This window comes from Pseudosulfitobacter koreensis, from assembly GCF_024733015.1.
GTDB classification, from domain to species: domain Bacteria; phylum Pseudomonadota; class Alphaproteobacteria; order Rhodobacterales; family Rhodobacteraceae; genus Pseudosulfitobacter; species Pseudosulfitobacter koreensis.
Map to the genome: position 1 here is coordinate 54206 of NZ_JANKJG010000013.1, position 18185 is coordinate 72390.

General features: G+C 62.7%; 20 protein-coding genes, 1 tRNA gene and 1 riboswitch. Of the genes, 6 read left to right on the forward strand and 15 right to left on the reverse strand.

Annotation, left to right across the window (positions count from 1 at the left end; all coding sequences use genetic code 11):
* Positions 1-16 precede the first annotated feature (16 nt).
* The 4 genes from nrdH to NTA49_RS15480 all read right to left on the reverse strand — a co-directional run bounded on the left by nrdH (position 17) and on the right by NTA49_RS15480 (position 3572).
* A complete protein-coding gene (gene nrdH, locus NTA49_RS15465) occupies positions 17-238 on the reverse strand; it encodes a glutaredoxin-like protein NrdH (protein ID WP_258295710.1) in 222 nt (73 codons plus the stop codon).
* A 101-nt stretch (positions 239-339) separates the two neighbouring features.
* A riboswitch (cobalamin riboswitch) is annotated at positions 340-523 on the reverse strand.
* A gap of 43 nt (positions 524-566) precedes the next feature.
* The gene (locus tag NTA49_RS15470; protein ID WP_258295711.1) at positions 567-1904 is read right to left on the reverse strand and encodes a TRAP transporter large permease; all 1338 of its coding nucleotides are present in this window, start codon (positions 1902-1904) and stop codon (positions 567-569) included.
* Positions 1901-2470: a TRAP transporter small permease subunit gene (locus NTA49_RS15475; protein ID WP_258295712.1), complete on the reverse strand. Its 570-nt coding sequence runs from the start codon at positions 2468-2470 to the stop codon at positions 1901-1903. The genes NTA49_RS15470 and NTA49_RS15475 overlap by 4 nt, the downstream gene beginning before the upstream one ends.
* A 73-nt stretch (positions 2471-2543) precedes the next feature.
* A complete protein-coding gene (locus NTA49_RS15480) occupies positions 2544-3572 on the reverse strand; it encodes a TRAP transporter substrate-binding protein (protein WP_258295713.1) in 1029 nt (342 codons plus the stop codon).
* Between the two features lie 161 nt (positions 3573-3733).
* On the opposite strand from NTA49_RS15480, the gene NTA49_RS15485 reads away from it, so the two are divergent.
* From NTA49_RS15485 to NTA49_RS17285, 3 genes are read left to right on the forward strand one after another with little or no spacing between them, the layout of a single operon-like run.
* Positions 3734-4486, forward strand: coding sequence for an SDR family NAD(P)-dependent oxidoreductase (locus NTA49_RS15485; RefSeq protein ID WP_258295714.1), 753 nt, complete (start codon positions 3734-3736; stop codon positions 4484-4486).
* A 31-nt stretch (positions 4487-4517) separates the two neighbouring features.
* The gene (locus tag NTA49_RS15490) at positions 4518-6224 is read left to right on the forward strand and encodes an FAD-dependent oxidoreductase (protein WP_258295715.1); all 1707 of its coding nucleotides are present in this window, start codon (positions 4518-4520) and stop codon (positions 6222-6224) included.
* Positions 6221-7147 carry a DMT family transporter gene (locus NTA49_RS17285; protein WP_258295716.1) on the forward strand — a complete coding sequence of 309 codons (927 nt, stop codon included), beginning with the start codon at positions 6221-6223 and terminating at the stop codon, positions 7145-7147. The genes NTA49_RS15490 and NTA49_RS17285 overlap by 4 nt, the downstream gene beginning before the upstream one ends.
* On the opposite strand, the gene NTA49_RS15500 is transcribed toward NTA49_RS17285, so the two are convergent.
* The 7 genes from NTA49_RS15500 to NTA49_RS15530 all read right to left on the reverse strand — a co-directional run bounded on the left by NTA49_RS15500 (position 7101) and on the right by NTA49_RS15530 (position 11214).
* A complete protein-coding gene (locus NTA49_RS15500) occupies positions 7101-7901 on the reverse strand; it encodes an IclR family transcriptional regulator (protein ID WP_258295717.1) in 801 nt (266 codons plus the stop codon). The genes NTA49_RS17285 and NTA49_RS15500 overlap by 47 nt on opposite strands.
* 182 nt (positions 7902-8083) lie before the next feature.
* A tRNA-Phe gene (locus tag NTA49_RS15505) sits at positions 8084-8158 on the reverse strand.
* Positions 8159-8241: 83 nt separating this feature from the next.
* Complete coding sequence (locus NTA49_RS15510; protein ID WP_258295718.1) at positions 8242-8424, reverse strand: DNA gyrase inhibitor YacG; 183 nt, start codon at positions 8422-8424, stop codon at positions 8242-8244.
* Entirely contained in the window at positions 8421-9452 is a 1032-nt protein-coding gene (locus NTA49_RS15515) for a ribonuclease E/G (protein ID WP_258295719.1), read from the reverse strand. Before NTA49_RS15515 ends, NTA49_RS15510 begins: the two co-directional genes overlap by 4 nt.
* Positions 9449-10024, reverse strand: coding sequence for a Maf family protein (locus NTA49_RS15520; protein WP_258295720.1), 576 nt, complete (start codon positions 10022-10024; stop codon positions 9449-9451). Before NTA49_RS15520 ends, NTA49_RS15515 begins: the two co-directional genes overlap by 4 nt.
* Positions 10025-10031: 7 nt before the next feature.
* Positions 10032-10250, reverse strand: a complete 219-nt coding sequence (infA, locus tag NTA49_RS15525) for a translation initiation factor IF-1 (protein WP_005978431.1) — start codon at positions 10248-10250, stop codon at positions 10032-10034.
* A gap of 79 nt (positions 10251-10329) precedes the next feature.
* A complete protein-coding gene (locus NTA49_RS15530; protein WP_258295721.1) occupies positions 10330-11214 on the reverse strand; it encodes a carbon-nitrogen hydrolase family protein in 885 nt (294 codons plus the stop codon).
* A gap of 182 nt (positions 11215-11396) precedes the next feature.
* On the opposite strand from NTA49_RS15530, the gene NTA49_RS15535 reads away from it, so the two are divergent.
* Positions 11397-12362 (forward strand): LysR family transcriptional regulator, encoded by a 966-nt coding sequence (locus NTA49_RS15535; protein ID WP_258295722.1) that lies wholly within the window; start codon positions 11397-11399, stop codon positions 12360-12362.
* Positions 12363-12418: 56 nt separating this feature from the next.
* Complete coding sequence (locus tag NTA49_RS15540) at positions 12419-13111, forward strand: NAD-dependent deacylase (RefSeq protein WP_258295723.1); 693 nt, start codon at positions 12419-12421, stop codon at positions 13109-13111.
* On the opposite strand, the gene NTA49_RS15545 is transcribed toward NTA49_RS15540, so the two are convergent.
* From NTA49_RS15545 to meaB, 4 genes are all read right to left on the reverse strand, one after another.
* Positions 13108-13596, reverse strand: a complete 489-nt coding sequence (locus tag NTA49_RS15545; protein ID WP_258295724.1) for a copper chaperone PCu(A)C — start codon at positions 13594-13596, stop codon at positions 13108-13110. The genes NTA49_RS15540 and NTA49_RS15545 overlap by 4 nt on opposite strands.
* A gap of 44 nt (positions 13597-13640) precedes the next feature.
* Complete coding sequence (locus tag NTA49_RS15550) at positions 13641-13988, reverse strand: hypothetical protein (protein ID WP_258295725.1); 348 nt, start codon at positions 13986-13988, stop codon at positions 13641-13643.
* A 129-nt stretch (positions 13989-14117) separates the two neighbouring features.
* Positions 14118-14411 carry a 50S ribosomal protein L28 gene (gene rpmB / locus NTA49_RS15555; protein WP_258295726.1) on the reverse strand — a complete coding sequence of 98 codons (294 nt, stop codon included), beginning with the start codon at positions 14409-14411 and terminating at the stop codon, positions 14118-14120.
* 156 nt (positions 14412-14567) lie between these two features.
* Positions 14568-15548, reverse strand: coding sequence for a methylmalonyl Co-A mutase-associated GTPase MeaB (gene meaB / locus NTA49_RS15560; RefSeq protein ID WP_258295727.1), 981 nt, complete (start codon positions 15546-15548; stop codon positions 14568-14570).
* A gap of 108 nt (positions 15549-15656) precedes the next feature.
* Between meaB and hrpB the strand changes: the two genes are divergently transcribed.
* Positions 15657-18062, forward strand: a complete 2406-nt coding sequence (hrpB, locus tag NTA49_RS15565; protein ID WP_258295728.1) for an ATP-dependent helicase HrpB — start codon at positions 15657-15659, stop codon at positions 18060-18062.
* Positions 18063-18185 lie beyond the last annotated feature (123 nt).

The window sequence follows — 18185 nt, forward strand, 5'->3', positions numbered from 1 at the left end:
GATCTCGGGTCCGATCTCAGAACAGCCGACCGATCAGGTCGGGGCGAAACCCGGTCCAGTGATCCTCGCCCGCGATGACGACCGGGACCTGGCGGTAACCCAGATCGCTGACCCGCGAAAACGCTTCGTCGTCCTGGGTCAGGTCAATGACGTCAAAGGAGAGCCCACGCGCTTCGAGCGCGCGGGTGGTCGCGGTGCACTGCACGCAGGCGGGTTTGGAGTAAACGGTGATTGTCATGGCTCTGCCCTCTTTCATTATGTTCAGCAAGGGCAGGACACACGGGCATTGGCGCAGCTAAGTCCAAGGCAATCGCGCACCACAAGGCCCTCCGCCTTTGGTCGTCGTATCTTGCCTGGGCAGGTCTCCTGACTTGCGGATCATCGCTTGGCTGGCCTTCCCGGTTTCCCAGTGGTGATCCAGCGTCGCTCGCCGCTTACAGTTGCGGGGGCAGTGCCGGTTTTTCACCGGCTTCCCTCTTAGCTCGCGGTGTGAATCGCGAGAACCAAAGCACCTGCATATTGGGCCTTGGGGTGGAGGGGTGTCAATATATAGATTTAGCGGGTTCTCAACGCCCCAAGTAGGCAGGAAGCCAGATCGCAATACCCGGAAATACGATGATCAACGCAAGCGCGAACATCTGAAGCCCCACGAATGGCATCACGCCGCGATAGATGGTCGTGATCGGAACATCCGGTGCGATTCCGCGCAGATAGAACAATGCGTACCCGAACGGTGGCGTCAGGAAAGACGTTTGCAAATTCACGGCCAGCGCAATCGCAAACCAGGCCAGTGCGGCGTCTTTCTCAAGCCCAAAGTCCAGCCCGACAATCACTGGCGCCACGATGGGCACCACAACGAGGGTAATCTCGACCCACTCGAGAAAGAACCCCAGGACGAACACGACGCCCATGATCAGCAGGAAGGATGCGTAGGGCGTGATGCCTTCCAACAAGAACAGGTCCAGGATCATCTTGTCCCCCCCGAGCTTGCGAAAGATCAGGCTGAAGATGGTGGCGCCGATCATCACGAATATAATCATGGCTGTGGTACGCGTCGTATCCGACAACGCCCGTCCAAGCGTGGCGATGTCCAGACGGCGTGAGATCAGCGCAAGGATCATGGCCCCGGCGGCACCGATGGCTGCGCTTTCGGTCGGTGTGGCGATGCCCGCGACAATGGTTCCCAGCACCGAAAGGATCAGAACAATCGGAAGCATCAGATCAAACACCAGCCGCAGCACCAGTGCGCCGAAATTTGCATGCGGCTCTTGCGCGATGGGCGGCATGCGTTCGGGCTGACGCCAGACGACGAATGCCAGATAGGCGACATAAAGCAGTGCAAGAAGCAAACCGGGCCCGACTGCGCCGATGAACAAGCTGCCGACGGATATTCCCAGCTGGTCGCCCAGGATGATCAACATGACCGAAGGCGGGATCAGAATGCCCAACGTACCGCTGGCCGCGATCAACCCGGTCGAGATCTTGGGATCATAGCCGTTGGCCAGCATCGGGGGCAACGCCATCATCCCCATCAACACGACAGACGCGCCGATGATCCCGGTCGAGGCGGCCATGATGACGCCGATCAAGGCCACCGCGAAGGCATAACCGCCTGGCAATGTGCGAAAGAGCGTCGCCAGCGAACGCAACAGCCGCTCGGCCACGCCGGAGCGTTCCAGCATCAGGCCCATGAAGACAAACAACGGTATGGCGATCAGCAACCAGTTGGTCAGCACGCCGGAGAATATCCTCTGCATGCCCAGCGACAAAAACAGGATCGGCACGTCGGCGATCACAGAGAATATGATGCCCACGCCTGCCAGAACGAAAGCCACTGGATAGCCCGAAAAGATGCCGGCCATCAAAGCCAACAACATGGCCATCGGCCAGATGAAATCGCTCATGTCAAATGCTCGCTTTCCGGCAGCGTGCCACGCACCAGCCGCAGTATGGTTTGAAGTGCACGTGCTAGGGCGGCCAGACCCAGAAGACCAAAGCCGATGGGCACACAAGCCTTGATGAACCAGCGGTCTTGCAACCCGCCATAGTTACTGCCTTCGCCCGAGGTAAAGGCCGTCATCGCGAACTTTTGCCCGAACCACAGGATGATCAGACAAAAGGGCAATACGAAAAGCAGATCGCCCATCACCTGAATGACGGCCCTGCTGCGCGGCGAAAGGTTTGCCGAGACGAAATCGACGGAAACATGGGCGTCGTCGCGAAACGCATAGGACCCGCCTGCCAGTACAAGTATCGCAAAGATATGCCATTGCAGGTCGATCAGCGTGTTCACCGTGACGCCCTGCCCCAGCAGGAACAGATCGGCGTCCCAGGTAAAAAAGCTGTTCCGCCCGCTCTGCGCAGCCCAGACGGCCGCACAGACGAACGCGATCAGTGGCAACAAAAGCCATCCGACCAGCCGTCCGGGGAGAACGCACAGGTCAATCACATGCGTCAGAAATCTGTCCATAACCAAGTGTCCCGAAAGTAGGATGCGCAGTGGCGACGAAGACCCCGCCCCCACTGCAAGTTTGCGAGCCGTCTTAGCGGGGCAGCGTCTGCAAGTCGCTCCAACGCCCGACGCGAGCCACGTACTCTGTCAGAGACTCGTAGGCTTCCTTGAAGATCGGGTCCTTGGCCGCCTCTTCCTGCATCACTTCGTTTGCGGCATCTTTCATCGCCAGCAAGACCTCATCGGGGAACCGCTTGACCGTCACGCCGGAGGCTTCGATTTCCTCGATCGCGGTGATCTGCTGGTTCAGCTGGTCGCCCAGGTTGTCCACGATGTTGGCCTTGCAGGCCTCGACCATGATGTTCTGGTGCTGTTCGGTCAGACCATTCCAGACGTCTTGATTGATGATGATGCTGTCCCAGCTGGATGGCTGGTGCCAACCAGGAAAGTAGTAGGTCTTGGCGATTTCCGAAAAACCAAAGTTCTTGTCCAGCTGCGGCGCCGAAAATTCGGCAGCGTCGATGCGGCCGGTTTCAAGCGAGACGTAAATCTCTCCCGCGGGGACCAGTTGCGTGTTCGCGCCCAGCTTTGCCAGCGCCTGACCACCCAGGCCCGCAATCCGCATGTTCAGACCCTTGAAGTCGTCGACGGTGTTGATCTCGGTGTTGAACCAGCCACCGGCTTCGGGAACCACAAGGTGACAGGGAATGATCTTGACGTTGTGCGGGTCATAGGCCTTTTGAATGATCTCAAGGCCGCCCCCTTCGAACATCCAGGCAAGCGCGATATCAGGCGACGGACCGAACGGCATGGAGCCGACCAGGTTGGCCACGGGGATTTGTCCGGCCCAGTACCCGATCCAGTCGAAGCCCATTGGAATGGCGCCTGTGCTGACGGCACCGAACACTTCGAAGGGCGGAACAAAGTCACCGGACCCATGTACGGTCACGTCCACTTCTCCGCCGGTCATCATACGAACCTTGTCGGCCCAGTTCACCGGGCTTGGCCCGATTGATGGCACGTTCAGGCCGAACACGCTTTGCAGGTCATAGGTTTCAGCGGACGCGGCAGAGCCGAACCCAACCGTGGCCGCGACAGCCATCCATACGAATTTATTCATAGTTTCCTCCCAATCGTGGGACGTATCCCACACGATAATTTGCCACGCCAGACCCTCCTACTCCAGTCGGACGCTTCGCCTGCGATGCAACTTGCCCCTTGGCGATGCCCTCATTATTAGTAATATGCGAATGCGTTTGCAATATGTGAAAGTAAGAAGTGATGTTTAACCTTCAGGGAAAAGTCGCCGTGGTCACCGGAGCGGGCCAGGGAAACGGGGCCGCCATCGCCGCGGGGCTGGCAGCAGCGGGCGCGAAAGTCGCGCTGGCGGACATCAACGGAGAGACCGTTGAAAATACGAAGAAAACCATCGAGAACTCGGGCGGAACCGCGCTTGCAGGACAGCTTGATGTTACCGACATCGGCGCGGTGCGCGCCTTTCGGGAAACCGTGGCGGCGGCCTTTGGCCCTGTGTCCATTCTGGTGAACAATGCGGGCATTATTCGCCGCACCGACATCGACGCCGAGACCTACGAATCAGATTGGGACGCGACCTTTGCGGTGAATGTCGTGGGGCCGCGCAACATGGTGCGCGCATTCCGCGACGACCTGAAATCGCAGCAGGGCGTCGTCATCAACCTGGCCTCGATCATGTCGATCGTCGCAGGCCCCGCCCTGACGGCCTATGCCGCCAGCAAGGGCGCGGTGGCCCAGTTCACCAAGGCACTGGCGCAGGACATGGCGCCCCATGGCGTGCGGGTGAACGCAATCCTGCCGGGGGTCATTGCCACCCCCATGACCGAAGCGACACGCCAATCGCCCGAAGCGATTGCGCGCTTCATGGCCCACACACCGCTACGCCGTGTCGGACAACCCGAAGAGCTGGTTGGCCCGGTGTTGTTCCTAAGCTCGGACGCCGCAAGCTACGTGACCGGTGCGCTGCTGCCGGTTGATGGCGGCTATCTGTCCAGCTGACAATTATCTGACTTACTGAAGAGGAGGCGACATGAAACGCCAGATTTACAATTGTGATGTCCTGGTCGTGGGCTCCGGTGCGGGCGGCCTGTCCAGCGCCGTCAGCGCGGCACACCGCGGCCTGAACGCACTGGTCGTCGAGAAAGAACCGGTCTTTGGCGGCACCACGGCCCGTTCCGGCGGCTGGATGTGGATACCCAACAACGCTCCGGGCAAGCGCGCGGGCGTCGAGGACAGCGTGGAAAAAGCGCGCGCATACATGAAACACGAGGCAGGCGAACACTATGACCCTGACCGTGTCGAAGCCTTTCTTGAAGCCGGACCCAAGGCCGTGGAATTCTTTGAAAACGAAACCTCGCTTCAATTCGACCTTGGCCCGACCTTTGCCGACTATCACCCTGACGCCCCCGGAGGTCTGGATGGTGGCCGTTCCATTGTCGCGCGCCCCTTCGACGGGCGCGGTCTGGGCAAAGAGATCAAACGGCTGCGCCCGCCTCTTGCCGAAATCACCTTTCTTGGCATGATGATCGGCACGGGCAAGGAACTGCTGCACTTCTTCAACGTGACGCGCTCTCCGATCTCGGCGTTTTACGTCGGCAAGCTCTTTCTCAAATTCCTCCGCGATATGGCCTTTCACGGCCGCCCGATGCGATTGATGAACGGCAATGCGCTTGTTGCCCGCCTGGCCAAGTCCTGTGTGGACAAGGGTGTGCCGATCTGGACGCGGGCTGCGGTCAAGGATCTGATCCGCGACGACACCGGCCGCGTCACCGGCGCCATGGTGCAGACAGCCCGCGGCATGGTCGAAGTGCGCGCCGCCAAGGGTGTGGTGATGGCTGCGGGCGGCTTCCCGCAGGATGTCGCGCGCCGTGCGAAACTGTTCGAACACGCCCCCAGCGGCAACGAACACGCCTCTCCCGCGCCTCCCGGCAACACCGGCGACGGCCTGCGCATGGGTCAGGCAATCGGGGCGTCCGTAGACGAAAGCTTGCCCAACGCAGCGGCATGGGTTCCGATCTCTCGCCCCGTGCGCAAGGACGGCACGCTGGGAACCTTCCCCCACTTCGTCGACCGCTCGAAACCCGGCGTAATCGCCGTCACCCGGTCGGGTCGCCGGTTTTGCAACGAGTCCGACAGCTATCACGACTTTGGTCAGTCCATGGTCGCCCGGTGCACCGAAGAGGGTGGCGAGATATGCTCATATTTCGTGGTCGATCACCGCACCTTGCGCAAATACGGCCTTGGCTTCGTTAAACCCTATCCTGTGCCATACAAGCAGCACATCCAGAACGGATATCTGCTGAAAGGCGAAACCCTGCGCGACCTCGCCCGCGAAATCGGCGCCGACCCTGAGACGCTGGAAAAGACGGTCACTGAATTCAACGTGCACGCACGCAAGGGCGAGGACCCCGAGTTTCACAAAGGCTCGACCTCGTACAACCGCTCGCTGGGCGACCCTGAGCACAAGCCGAACCCCTGCGTGGGTCCGATTGAAAAGGGGCCGTTTTACGCCGTCAAACTGGTTATGGGCGACCTGGGCACATTTGCAGGCCTGAAATGCAATGAATACGCGCAGGTGCTGGACGCCGACAGCAAGCCCATCAGCGGGCTTTATGCGGCGGGCAACGATGCGGCCAGCATAATGGGCGGCAACTATCCCGGCGGTGGCATAACCCTGGGGCCGGCCATCACCTTTGGTTATATCGCGGCCCGTCACATGTCTGGCGCCAACGCGTGACCCCTGCCTGCGGCGGCATCGCCTTTGGCCTTGCCGCCGTACTTGCCTGGGCAATCTACAACGTGGGCGTCGAGCTGGGCCACCAGCAGGGATTTGGCAGTGCCGACCTGACGCTGCTGCGCTACGCAGGCGGGGCCATGGTGATGTTGCCCATCTTGATCCTGCGCCGCGTAAATCCCTTTGTCGGTGCTACATTTCTGCGGACAGTCGCCTTGTTTCTGCTGGCCGGTCCGCCCTTTGCCTGGGTGATCAACACAGGTTTCGCACTTGCCCCGCTCAGCCACGCGGTGGTGATCAGCCCCGGCACGACGATGCTGGTGGCCAGTGCGCTGACGCGTCTGGTGGGCGGGGTCCCCGTGCCGCTTTACCGACGGCTGGGAATGATGCTGCTGATGCTCGGCCTGCTGATCATCGCCGCGGATCAAGGAGCCGCCAAACAACCCGGCATCGGCACCTGGGCGGGCGATCTGTGCTTTCTCGCGTCGGGCACGCTTTGGGGTGTGTTCACATGGCTGATGTCGCACTGGCGGCTGGATGCAGTTCGCACCACTGGGCTAATCACGATTGTGTCCAGCGTTGTCTATGTGCCACTCTATGCTGTGCTATTTGACCTTCCCCAGATGGACCACCTCATCTGGCTGACGCAATTCGCGTATCAAGGCATGCTGGGTGGCGCATTGGCCGTTGTTTTCTTCGCGGCCTCTGTCACGCGGCTTGGTGGTGGGGCCGCAGCGGTCTTTCACGCGCTGGTCCCGCCGGTTGCCGTGCTCTGCGCCGTGCCTATGACAGGGCAGTTGCCGAACCTTTTCCAAACGGCAGGCCTGCTCACCGCGACCGCAGGGCTGTTGGTATCGCTCGATCTGCTTGGCGGGACGCTCAGGCGATGGCTCCGTGGCCCAGATCGCGTGACAGATCACCGGTAAAGGCCATAAGGCGCTGCACGGGTATTCCGTCAGGCGCAAGATCAATAAAGCCCGTCGGACCGATCACCGTGACAGCAAGCTGTATGGTCCCGGTGTGGTCGAACACCGGCGCTGCAATCGCCGAGACCCCCGGTATCGGCATATCGCGGGTCACTGCATAGCCGTCGATCTTGGCCTTGGCTGCCGCAGCGGCATAGGCATCGGCGTCCACCTTGAAATAGGTGCGCCGCTGGAACTCCGTGTCGGACAACTCGCGGTCGACAACGTCCTGGGTGATCGACCTGGGAAGGAACGCCCCGAAAACTGCACCGGTCGCTGTGACCGTCATGTTGTAATTGCCGCCAACCTGAACGTTCGCATGTATCCGGCCATCAAATTCCTGAACATAGGTAATTGTCGGGCCGTGCATGCCCCAAACCGAGATCGAGATCATCAAGCCCAATTCATCCGAAAGGGCTCCAACACGTGCTATAGTATCACGGTAGGGGTTCTGATTGCGCAGCCGGGAAAGTCCGATGTGCAAGGCAAAGGGCCCAAGCTGATACTGGCCGCGCTCTGTCTGCTCGACCATCTGCATCTCTCGAAAGGATACAAGATAGGGATGCAACTGCGCGCCCGAAATGTTCACCTCTTCCGCAAGATCGCGCAGCTGCATCGGGCTTTTCGCACGCGAAAGCGCCGAGAGAATCCGCCCCCCCGTTTCAATGGTCTGCACACCGCGTGGTCTGGTTGTCTTGATTTCGTCTCTGGCCATGGATCACTGGTTGAAGCTCAAAGTGACAAGGTAAGTGCCGATTGCTGCAAAGTCGAGCGTACAAGTAGGTTTTGGGCCGTGCGAGGGCATAGATCGAGGCGTGCGCCCTTTGGCCGGAGGCGTCGAAGCCTGTAGCAGCGAGGATCAGAGAATCGCAGGGTAAATTATCACGTAGAGTTAAGTGGTGCCCGGGGGCGGAATCGAACCACCGACACGAGGATTTTCAATCCACTGCTCTACCCCTGAGCTACCCGGGCACGGGTGATTGACTGGCAATCTGGGTGAGGCGGTTTCTAGGGTGGTTGGCGCGTGGTGTCCAGAGGCTTTTTGACCAATCTGGTCAATGGGGTTTGCGGTTCTCTTGTTCCAATGCGTCCAGTGCTTTTTCGATGTCTTCGGGGTCGTCTGACGGCACCGCGTAATCGCCGCTTGCCCAGCGGCCCAGGTCGATGTCGGCGCAGCGACCCGAGCAGAAGGGGCGGTATTTGTGAACGGTTTCGGATTTGCAGATCGGACAGGTCATGCGGTCTCCGGGGGCAGCGGGGCGCGGGCGCGTTTGCGTTGCAATTCCATGTGGCCAAGCGGGGTCCAACCGACCAGTGCGGTCTCGATCGTGTCGGTGCGCAGAGCGGCGCGCAAGGCACTTTCAAAGCTGCGGCGGTCCTTCTTTGGCATGGGCGCGAGGTCCATCACGATCTGCCCGCCCAGGCCGCGCACACGCAATGCTGTGGGCAATGCACGCGCGGCGGCGAGATTGGCCTTGAGGCCGCCCGCAAGCGAGGCATCGTTGCCGGTGTTCACGTCCACGGCGACAAAGGCGCGGGTTTCCTCGACATACATCGACGCGCCGCCGCCCAGATCCACCTGAGCGCTGCGTGCCGCGTCGATGGCGTCCAGCACGCTGTGCGTCTCGAAGCTGCCTTCGTCCGTGACCACCTCTGCGGGATCGGTCCAGTCGCGCCAGGCCAAGATGTGCGGGCCGTCGCCTTCGGTCAGCACTTCGGCGCCGTGGCCATCGTCGCCCAGCACGGTTTCGGCCAGTGTCGTCATGGCCAGAATGTCGTCGGTGATGTCATCGGCGTCGGCATCCGCGCAGCTGGAACGCAGGATCAGGCCCATACCCTCGACAGCCGCCTTGGCCATCGCCTCGTGGGCGATCTCCAACAGCGTGTCGCGCAGATCGTCGTCGCGGATCGACCGCGAGATGTTCAGGCCCGGCGCATCGGGGGTGACGATCGCATAGCGGCTCTTGAACAACAGCTTTTGCGTCACGGGGATCGCCTTGCCGGGTTCGGCATAGCCCGAAACCTGCACGAGGATTTCCTGGCCCGGCGCCAAGCCCTTGATCTGACGCAGGAACGCGCTGCCGTCGGGGGTTTTCAGGAACATGCCACCCTGCCCTTTCACGGGCTTGTCGGCAATCGCACGGTAAACCGTGCCGGGGCGCGGCGCGTCGCTGTCGATGATCAGATCGTGCAGCTTGCCGTTGACCATAAGTGCGGCGGCCTCGGCCCCGCCCAGATGGTCCAGAATGATCGTGTTGCCCTTCATGTGCTCCCCCAGAGCTTGACGCCGGCCGCATTCAGCAGCCCGGCGGTTTCGGCCAGCGGCAGGCCTACAATGCCGGTAAACGAGCCGGAAATCCACGGGATCAGCGCGCCCGCAGGCCCTTGAATGCCGTAGCCGCCCGCCTTGCCCTGCCAGTCGCCGGTGGCGAGGTATCCGTTCACCTCGTCATTCGACAGAACCTTCATGCGCACGGTGCTGACCACGTCGCGTTCCCACAACCGGTCGCCCCGGCGCACTGCTACGGCAGTGACCACCCGGTGCCTGCGGCCCGACATGGCCCACAGGAACGCAGCCGCCTCGGCAGCGTCTGCAGGTTTGCCCAGTATTCGCCGCCCCAGCGCCACGGTGGTATCGGCACACAGGACCACGTCGTCCGCATCTGCCTGCACCGCTGCCACTTTTTCGCGGGCCATGCGCTGGCAGTAGGGCCGCGGCAGCTCGCCTGACGTGGGTGTCTCGTCGATATCGGGGGCGCGGATGTGGTCAGGCACAACGCCGATTTGTCCGAGAAGCTCTTTGCGTCTCGGACTGCCTGAACCCAGTACAAAGGCCACGTGTGCCTTACTTGAAGCGGTAGTTGATCCGACCCTTGGTCAGATCATAGGGGGTCATTTCGACCTGTACCTTGTCGCCAGCCAGAACGCGGATGCGGTTTTTGCGCATCTTGCCTGCCGTGTGTGCGATGATCTCATGGCCGTTTTCTAGCTCGACCCGGAACGTCGCATTGGGCAGGAGTTCTTTCACGACACCGGGAAATTCGAGCGTATCTTCCTTGGCCATGGTCTCTCCATATGCAAACCGTCCGCTGAAATTTGCGGACAAGGGGGTAAATGCGCCGATTGCACCCTGCTTTCAAGGTCTATTCGCGCAATTTGATCATCGCAGCGCTGTCGCTGCGGCCTTTTTGCTGTGTCCAATTGCGACGATTTAGAACCACGCCGTCGGCACGGGCGTATGCGATGGTCTGCAGATCGACCTCGGCGTAGGTCCAGCCGGGCTGGTTGAGCGTGCCCGCAGCCAGCACGCCGGTTTCGGGGAACCCCTTGTCGGGCGGACCGAATATGCCGCCAGCGCCGACGCTGATGTCCACCGCGTCGGACCACTCGGCGGGGCCCACGATCGACGACATGACGGTCACGCATTGCGCTTCCAATGCGCGGGCCATCGACCCGATGCGCACGCGCCAGTAGCCGGAAAGCGCCTCGGTCACCGACGGCACCAGAATGAGATCGGCGTCCGACAAAGCGCGGCCCAGCAGCGGAAATTCACTGTCGTAGCAGATCAGGATGCCGATCTTGCCCAGCGCCGTGTCGAAGAGTTGCAGCGGATTGCCCGGCACCACGTCCCAGACCTCTTCCTCGAAACGGGTCATGATCTGCTTGTCCTGAATGCCCACTTGGCCCGTCGGCGCGAACAGACGCGCGCGGTTGACGGGGCGCTGGCCCTCTGCCGGGACATAAGGCGCCGATGCCGCCAGAATGTGAACGCCGTATTCCGCAGCCAGCCGGGCATGCAGGGCATCCGCCTCGGGCAGCCGTTCGGACACCGCATGCAGCGACTGCTCCAGATCGCGCGCAATCTCCAGCCCCGCCAAGGTGGCCAGTTCCATCGCGCCATATTCGGGGAAAACCAGCAGATCGGCCCCCTGCCCCGCGGCCTCGGACACCCATTTCGTCAGCTTGGTCTCGAAGTCGGCCCAGGTCTGGAAGACGTCCAGCGGGTAGGATGCAGTTGCAATTTTCATATGGGCTCCGTCAGGCTGTGGGCTGTGTGGGCCCAAGTGTGGCGCGATTTCGGCAGCGCTGCAAGGTGATGGAAATCTTCGCTCTGCATCGGAAAAGCAAAAGGTAAGACGCGAAAAACCTCAACGAACCATTGACCTCGCGAGACCAAGGTTTCACTAATCCGAAAACTGGAGCCTCGCCGATGATCAGCAAAGGTGTCACCCTACGCGGCCTCGAAGTGTTCGAGGCGCTGGCCTCGACCGGATCGGTGGCACAGGCCGCCGCCGTCACGGGCCTCAGCCAGCCTGCGGTCAGCCAGCAATTGCGCAATCTGGAAACCGCGCTGGCGACTGATCTGATCGACCACGGCAAGCGCCCCATGCGCCTGACCCCTGCGGGCCACAGTTTTCTGGGCCGGGCCGAGGCGGCACTGTCGCAACTGCGGCTGGCACAGAGCGAGCTGGCGGTGATGGATCTGGCGCACCTGAGTGCGCTCAGCATCGGGCTGATCGACGATTTCGACAACGATCTGACGCCGCGTCTGGTGACGATTCTGGCCGACAGCCTGACCCATTGCAAGTTCAAGCTTATCACCGCCCCCAGCCACAAGATCCTCGAAGACATTGCCGACAAGCGCCTGCACCTGGCCATTGCCGCCAGTGCAGGCACGGTGATGGACGGCGTGCTGGAATACCCGCTGGCCCGCGATCCGTTCATTGTGGTCGCGCCCAAGGGCACGGTGAAGGCAGGCGGCGACGTGATGGCGCAACTGGGCGCGCTGCCGTTCTTGCGGTACGAGAAGAACCAGATGATCGGACGGCTGATCGAGGCGCACCTGGCGCGGCAAAAGCTGGACCTGCCCGACCGCTTCGAGATCGGCAGCCATCTGGCGCTGATGGCGATGGTGGCGCGGCGCATCGGCTGGGCCGTGACGACGCCGCTGGGCTATATGCGCGCGGTGCGCTTTCATGACGAGGTCGACGCCTTCACCTTGCCGTTCAAACCCTTCGCCCGCACAATTTCGCTGTTTGCCGGGGCAGATTGGGCGGGCGAGGTGCCTGCCAGCGTGGCACAGACCATGCGACGGCTGATCGACGCCCACATGATCACCCCGGCGCTGGCGCAACTGCCTTGGCTCGCGGGAGACTTGCGGGTGCTGGACGGTTGACCGAACCCGTGCTGCCATTCCAGAGTGCACCCAAAGCCAGACGAGAGGTGCCCGCCATGCCCAAGATCGTGATCCTGACCGGTGCCGGAATTTCCGCCGAGAGCGGGCTGGGCACCTTCCGCGACGAAGGCGGGTTGTGGGCCAGGCACCGGATCGAGGACGTGGCCACACCCGAAGGCTTCGCAAGCAACCCCCAACTGGTGGTCGATTTCTACAACGCGCGGCGCGCGCAGGCCGCCGAGGCCAGCCCCAATGCCGCCCACGCGGCCCTTGCCCGGCTTGAGGCAGAGATGCCCGGCGATGTGCTGATCGTCACGCAGAACGTCGATGCGCTGCATGAAAAGGCAGGGTCGCAAAACGTTTTGCACATGCACGGCGCGCTGACCTCGGCGCTGTGTGCGGCCTGTGAACATCGCTGGAACGCACCCCTTGCAATGACCGTGGGCGAGGCTTGCCCATCCTGCGAACGGCCCACGGCGCGGCCCGACATCGTCTGGTTCGGCGAAATTCCCTACCATATGGAAGAGATCGAGGCCCGGCTGAGCGAGGCCGACATCTTTGCCGCCATCGGCACCAGCGGCAATGTCTATCCTGCCGCCGGTTTCGTGCAGGCCGCAGCCGCCTATGGCGCGCTTACGGTCGAGTTGAACCTGGAACCCTCGCTGGTTGTCTCGCAGTTCGACGAGACCTATTCCGGCCTCGCCAGCGAGACGGTGCCGAAATGGGTGGGGGGGTTGCTGAACGCCTAGTGGCTCTTGTGGTCCGCGTGGCCACCGTCCGCAGCGCCGTGTTCAGCCTTTCGCTCATTGTCCACCGGCACCGTCACAACGACCTCACCCGCGGTCTCGAAAACCAGCGTTATGGTCACCTCGTCGTCCTGCGCCAGCGATTGATTCAGCCCCATCAGCATGACGTGGTCGCCTCCGCGTGCCAATGCGTGCGTCTCACCTGCGGGCAATGCAATGCCATCCTCGATCTGGGTCATCCGCATCAGACCACCGCCCTGATCGACATGGGTGTGCAATTCAACCTTCTGGGCAATCTCGCTGCGCACACCGATCAGGCGATCATCGGCATCGGTGTGGTTCATCAAAACCATGAAAGCCGCCGCCGTCGGCGCGTTCGGACGCGAGGTGCGAACGTAAGGGTCCTGAACCATGATCCCGTCGGCAAAGGCCGCTGTGGACAAAAGGGTGGCTACCGCTGCTGCGGCGATGTTCTTGATCAGTGACATGTGGATATGTCCTTTGTTTTGCTGTGTGGATTGCTATCGTTGGATCACAGCAAAGCAGGCGGTGCGCGCGACATGTAAGCAGCCGGGAGAGTGGCCCAAGCCGCAGGCACATGGCGCTGACTGTATTCGGCCCGCAGGATCGCGAAGGCACGTGTCGGCGTCTGGACGACCGCATCGTGCCCCAACAGCGTCAGCGCGGCATCAGGGCAGATGTGCGGCGTGCCAATGGGCTGGCCATCGGCATCGACGTTCACGGTCACCGACCCAGTGCCGATGCACAGCACCATCTGCCCCGCAACATCCGCAGAGCCACGCGCCAGCGCAAAGGCCTGCGCGGTCACAACCAACGTCAGGATCGCAAGGCAAAGGGTGAAGTGGCGCAGAACCGTCATGGCCGCAGCCTTATCCGCCACGCGACGCGCGCACAAGCCAAGGCGACTGCGCCAAAAAGTCACCAGGCACAAATGAGACGACCCCGCCTGCGGGCGCAGACGGGGCCAAATTCTTCAATCCTTGAACTCTCAGGCAGCGTTGGCGGCCAGAGCTTTCGAGATCTCTTTTTTCACTTTCAGCGCATTGGCCGACAGTTCGTCATCCTTCGACTTGGCAAAGAACGCGTCCAGACCACCGCGGTGGTCGACGGTGCGCAGAGCGGCAGCCGAGATGCGGAATTTGATCGCGCGGCCCAGCACTTCGGACTGCAGCGAGACATCGTTCAGGTTCGGCAAGAACCGACGACGTGTTTTGTTGTTGGCGTGGCTGACATTGTTGCCAGACATGGGGCCTTTTCCGGTCAGTTCGCAACGACGCGACATGGGATTATCCTTTTGTTCTGGTCGCTGTCAGGGCGGTCCCCGAAACGACAACAAGCGCCGCTCGCAGCTGCGCCCCTAAATTCGTCCGCTGGCAATAGGGGGAATCGCACAAGGGGTCAAGTATGATTGCACAGGTTTCCCCGCCTTATTGCGCGCTCAGCGTCGGTTGAAGCCCAATGCCGCCAGCATCTGCTGTGCCGCCAGCGCCGGATCGGTGTCGCCGCGCGCCACCTCGGCCCCCAGCCGTGCCATGTTTGCCCGCGCCTCGCGTTCGTCCAGTTGCGCCAGCAGTGCCGCACGCACGTCCTGTTCGAACCAGTATTGCGCTTGCTCCGCACGGGTCCTGTCGAAAAATCCGTTCTCGCGCCGCCAGCCTGCAAGCTCTTGCAGCGTGTCCCAAGCTGCATTCAGGCCGGTGTCTTCCAGCGCCGAGACCATCATCGCCTTGGGAAAGCCCGCCGGGTCCTGCGGACGCTTGCGCAGCAGCCGCAGGGCACTGGCATAGTCGGCACAGGTGCGCGTCGCGGTCGCTTTCAGGTCACCGTCGGCCTTGTTGATCAGAATCACGTCGGCCATTTCCATGATGCCGCGCTTGACGCCCTGCAACTCGTCCCCGCCTGCAGGCGCCAGCAGCAACAGGAACAGATCGGCCATCTGCGCCACCACGGTTTCCGACTGCCCCACGCCGACGGTTTCAATCAGCACCACGTCAAACCCCGCCGCCTCGCATAATGCAACAGCCTCGCGGGTGCGGCGCGCGACGCCACCCAGATGCGTCTGGCTGGGACTGGGCCGGATAAAGGCGTTCGGATCACGCGCCAGCCGGTCCATCCGCGTCTTGTCGCCCAAGATCGACCCGCCCGACCGCGCCGAGGATGGATCGACCGCCAGAACCGCAACCCGCATCCCCTGGCCGGTCAGCATCATGCCAAAACTCTCGATGAACGTGCTCTTGCCCACGCCCGGCGTGCCCGACAACCCGATGCGCAGCGCCTGGCGATCGCGTGGCAAAGCCCCCAGCAATTCCGCCGCCTGCGCACGGTGATCGGCGCGCCCGCTTTCCACCAGGGTGATCGCGCGGGCCAGCGCGCGGCGGTCACCCGATACGATCTGTTGTGCGGTGTCGGTGATGTCCATCGGCGTCTCCCCCTGCTTGGCCTCCGGTTTTCCGGCCTGATGGATGATTTGTCCAGCCTTAGCCTTGGCCTTGGCCTTGGGCGATCTTTCGCAGATAAGCACGGGGATATGACATTCGCCCTGCCCATAGATGACGTTCTGGACGCGGTTTGCGGCCAGCTTGCCGCGCACAAGCGTCTGGTTCTGCAAGCGCCCCCCGGTGCCGGCAAGACGACGCGCGTGCCGCTGGCCCTGCTGGACGCAGGGTTCAAGGGCCGCATCCTGATGCTTGAGCCGCGCCGTCTGGCGGCGCGCACCGCCGCCGAACGCATGGCCGAGACGCTGGGCGAACCTGTGGGCGAAACCGTTGGCTACCGCCTGCGCGGTGAAGCAAAAGTTGGCAAGGCCACCCGCATCGAAGTCATCACCGAAGGTATCCTGACCCGAATGATCCAGTCCGACCCGGACCTGCCGGGCGTCGGCGTAGTGATCTTTGACGAATTCCATGAACGCAGCCTGAACGCCGATCTGGGGCTGGCCCTATGCCTTGAGGTCGCCGAGGCGCTGCGCGACGATCTGCATCTGGTGGTCATGTCCGCCACGCTGGACGCGGCCCCGGTGGCCGAGATGCTGGACGCGCCGCTGGTGACCTCTGAAGGGCGCGCTTTCGATGTGACGCCGCATTGGCTGGATCGTCCGCGCGGTCAGGCCCGGCTGGAGGGGGCGGTTGCCGACCTGATCCGCATTGCCATGCGCGAACAAAGCGGTAGCGCGCTGGTGTTCCTGCCGGGCGAAGGTGAAATCCGCCGTGTCCAAGGGCTGCTTGAGGGCAGTTTCGGCAGCGACGTCGCGGTGCATCCGCTGTTCGGTGCGATGGACTTTGCCGCGCAGCGCGCCGCCATCGCCCCCGCCAAGACGGGGCGCAAGATCGTGCTGGCCACGGCCATCGCCGAAACCTCGCTGACGCTGCCCGATATCCGCATCGTGGTGGACGCAGGCATGGCGCGGCGGTCGCGCTTCGATGCGTCCAGCGGCATGTCGCGGCTGGTCACCGAACGCGTCACCCGCGCCGAGGCCACCCAGCGTGCGGGCCGTGCGGGGCGTGTGGCCGAAGGGCATTGCTACAAGCTCTGGACGCGCGGCGAAGACGGCGCTCTTGCCGCCTACCCCCCAGCCGAGATCGAGGCGGGCGATCTGACCGGCATGGCACTTGAACTCGCACTTTGGGGCGCGACGCCTGAGGAATTGAGCTTTGTCACCCCGCCTCATCCGGGACGCTATCGCGAAGCCGTCGACGTGCTGCGGATGCTGGATGCGCTGGACGAGGCGGGCCGCATCACTGCGCACGGACGGGCGCTGGCCGCCCTGCCCTTGCATCCACGTCTGGCACATATGCTGGTGTGCGGCGGGTCGGGGGCGGCCGAGCTGGCGGCGTTGCTGGCCGAACGCGACATCCTGCGCGGGGTCGGCAGTGACCTTCGGCTGCGGATGCAGGCGCTGCGCAGCCCCGAACGCTTTGGAAACGCGGTGCAGCGCGGCGCGCTGGCACGGGTGCGGCAGGAGGCGAAGCGGCTGAAATCACGCACCAAAGGCAGTGCGCTATCGCTGGGGGCGATGGCGGCGCTGGCCTATCCCGATCGCATCGGGCTGCGCCGCAAGGGCGATGCCCCGCGCTTTGTCCTGTCGGGTGGCAAGGGTGCGGTGCTGCCCGATGGCGACGCGCTGGCCGGTGCGCGTCTGATCGTGGCGACCGATCTGGACGGCGACCCGCGCGAGGCCCGCATCAGGCAGGCGACCGAAATCAGCGAGGCCGATCTGCGCGCCACCTTCGGCGATGCAATCGCCTGGCACGAACTTTGCCTGTGGTCCAGACGCGAGGGGCGCGTGCTGGCGCGGCAACAGGAACGGCTGGGCGCGCTGGTGTTGGAGGACCGCGCATGGCAGAACGCACCGCCCGAAGACATCGCCGTGGCGATGCTGGACGGGGTCCGGCAGCTTGGGCTGAACCCCTCGCCCAAGGCCGCGCGGTTTCTGGCGCGGGCGCGGCTGGTGGATGCGGACGACTGGTCTGAGGATCACCTCATGACATCTGTTGAGGATTGGCTGCTGCCCCATCTGGGCGGCGTGCGCAGCGCCGCAGAGTGGAAAGCCTTCGATCTGACCCAAGCGCTGAAGGCACGGATGAGCTGGGACGACGCGCAGGCGCTGGACCGCGCGGCACCGTCGCATTTCACCACGCCGCTGGGGCGCAATGTGCCGATTGATTACAGCGGCGATGCGCCGGAAATTGCGGTGCGGTTGCAAGAGATGTTCGGCGTGACGCAACACCCGACCGTGGCTGGAAAGCCGTTGAAGATCACCCTGCTGTCGCCTGCGCAGCGGCCCATCCAGATCACCATGGACCTGCCGGGGTTCTGGGCCAGTTCCTATGCAGACGTGCGCAAGGACATGCGCGGGCAGTACCCCAGGCACCCCTGGCCCGAGGACCCGACCGAGGCCGATCCGACCTTGCGGGCCAAGCGGCGCAAGACCTAGTGTTCCCCACCTGACATAGGATTCCCAATGATGTCCGGCTGTGGCATGATCAGCGGATGCGACGTTCCGACATCTGCCTTTACCTTGGCCCCGCCGACCGTGCTGATCTTGAAGCGCTGATCA

Coding starts and splice junctions, on each gene's coding strand:
- NTA49_RS15510 (WP_258295718.1), bottom strand. CDS start 8,424: ATGACCTGTCCGATCTGCAAATCCGAAACCGTTCACAAATACCGCCCC.
- NTA49_RS15470 (WP_258295711.1), bottom strand. CDS start 1,904: ATGAGCGATTTCATCTGGCCGATGGCCATGTTGTTGGCTTTGATGGCC.
- hrpB (WP_258295728.1), top strand. CDS start 15,657: ATGACATTCGCCCTGCCCATAGATGACGTTCTGGACGCGGTTTGCGGC.
- meaB (WP_258295727.1), bottom strand. CDS start 15,548: ATGGACATCACCGACACCGCACAACAGATCGTATCGGGTGACCGCCGC.
- NTA49_RS15550 (WP_258295725.1), bottom strand. CDS start 13,988: ATGACGGTTCTGCGCCACTTCACCCTTTGCCTTGCGATCCTGACGTTG.
- NTA49_RS15480 (WP_258295713.1), bottom strand. CDS start 3,572: ATGAATAAATTCGTATGGATGGCTGTCGCGGCCACGGTTGGGTTCGGC.
- NTA49_RS15530 (WP_258295721.1), bottom strand. CDS start 11,214: ATGAAAATTGCAACTGCATCCTACCCGCTGGACGTCTTCCAGACCTGG.
- NTA49_RS15545 (WP_258295724.1), bottom strand. CDS start 13,596: ATGTCACTGATCAAGAACATCGCCGCAGCAGCGGTAGCCACCCTTTTG.
- infA (WP_005978431.1), bottom strand. CDS start 10,250: ATGGCCAAGGAAGATACGCTCGAATTTCCCGGTGTCGTGAAAGAACTC.
- rpmB (WP_258295726.1), bottom strand. CDS start 14,411: ATGTCGCGTCGTTGCGAACTGACCGGAAAAGGCCCCATGTCTGGCAAC.
- NTA49_RS15500 (WP_258295717.1), bottom strand. CDS start 7,901: ATGGCCAGAGACGAAATCAAGACAACCAGACCACGCGGTGTGCAGACC.
- NTA49_RS15515 (WP_258295719.1), bottom strand. CDS start 9,452: ATGAAGGGCAACACGATCATTCTGGACCATCTGGGCGGGGCCGAGGCC.
- NTA49_RS15535 (WP_258295722.1), top strand. CDS start 11,397: ATGATCAGCAAAGGTGTCACCCTACGCGGCCTCGAAGTGTTCGAGGCG.
- nrdH (WP_258295710.1), bottom strand. CDS start 238: ATGACAATCACCGTTTACTCCAAACCCGCCTGCGTGCAGTGCACCGCG.
- NTA49_RS15475 (WP_258295712.1), bottom strand. CDS start 2,470: ATGGACAGATTTCTGACGCATGTGATTGACCTGTGCGTTCTCCCCGGA.
- NTA49_RS15485 (WP_258295714.1), top strand. CDS start 3,734: ATGTTTAACCTTCAGGGAAAAGTCGCCGTGGTCACCGGAGCGGGCCAG.
- NTA49_RS15540 (WP_258295723.1), top strand. CDS start 12,419: ATGCCCAAGATCGTGATCCTGACCGGTGCCGGAATTTCCGCCGAGAGC.
- NTA49_RS15490 (WP_258295715.1), top strand. CDS start 4,518: ATGAAACGCCAGATTTACAATTGTGATGTCCTGGTCGTGGGCTCCGGT.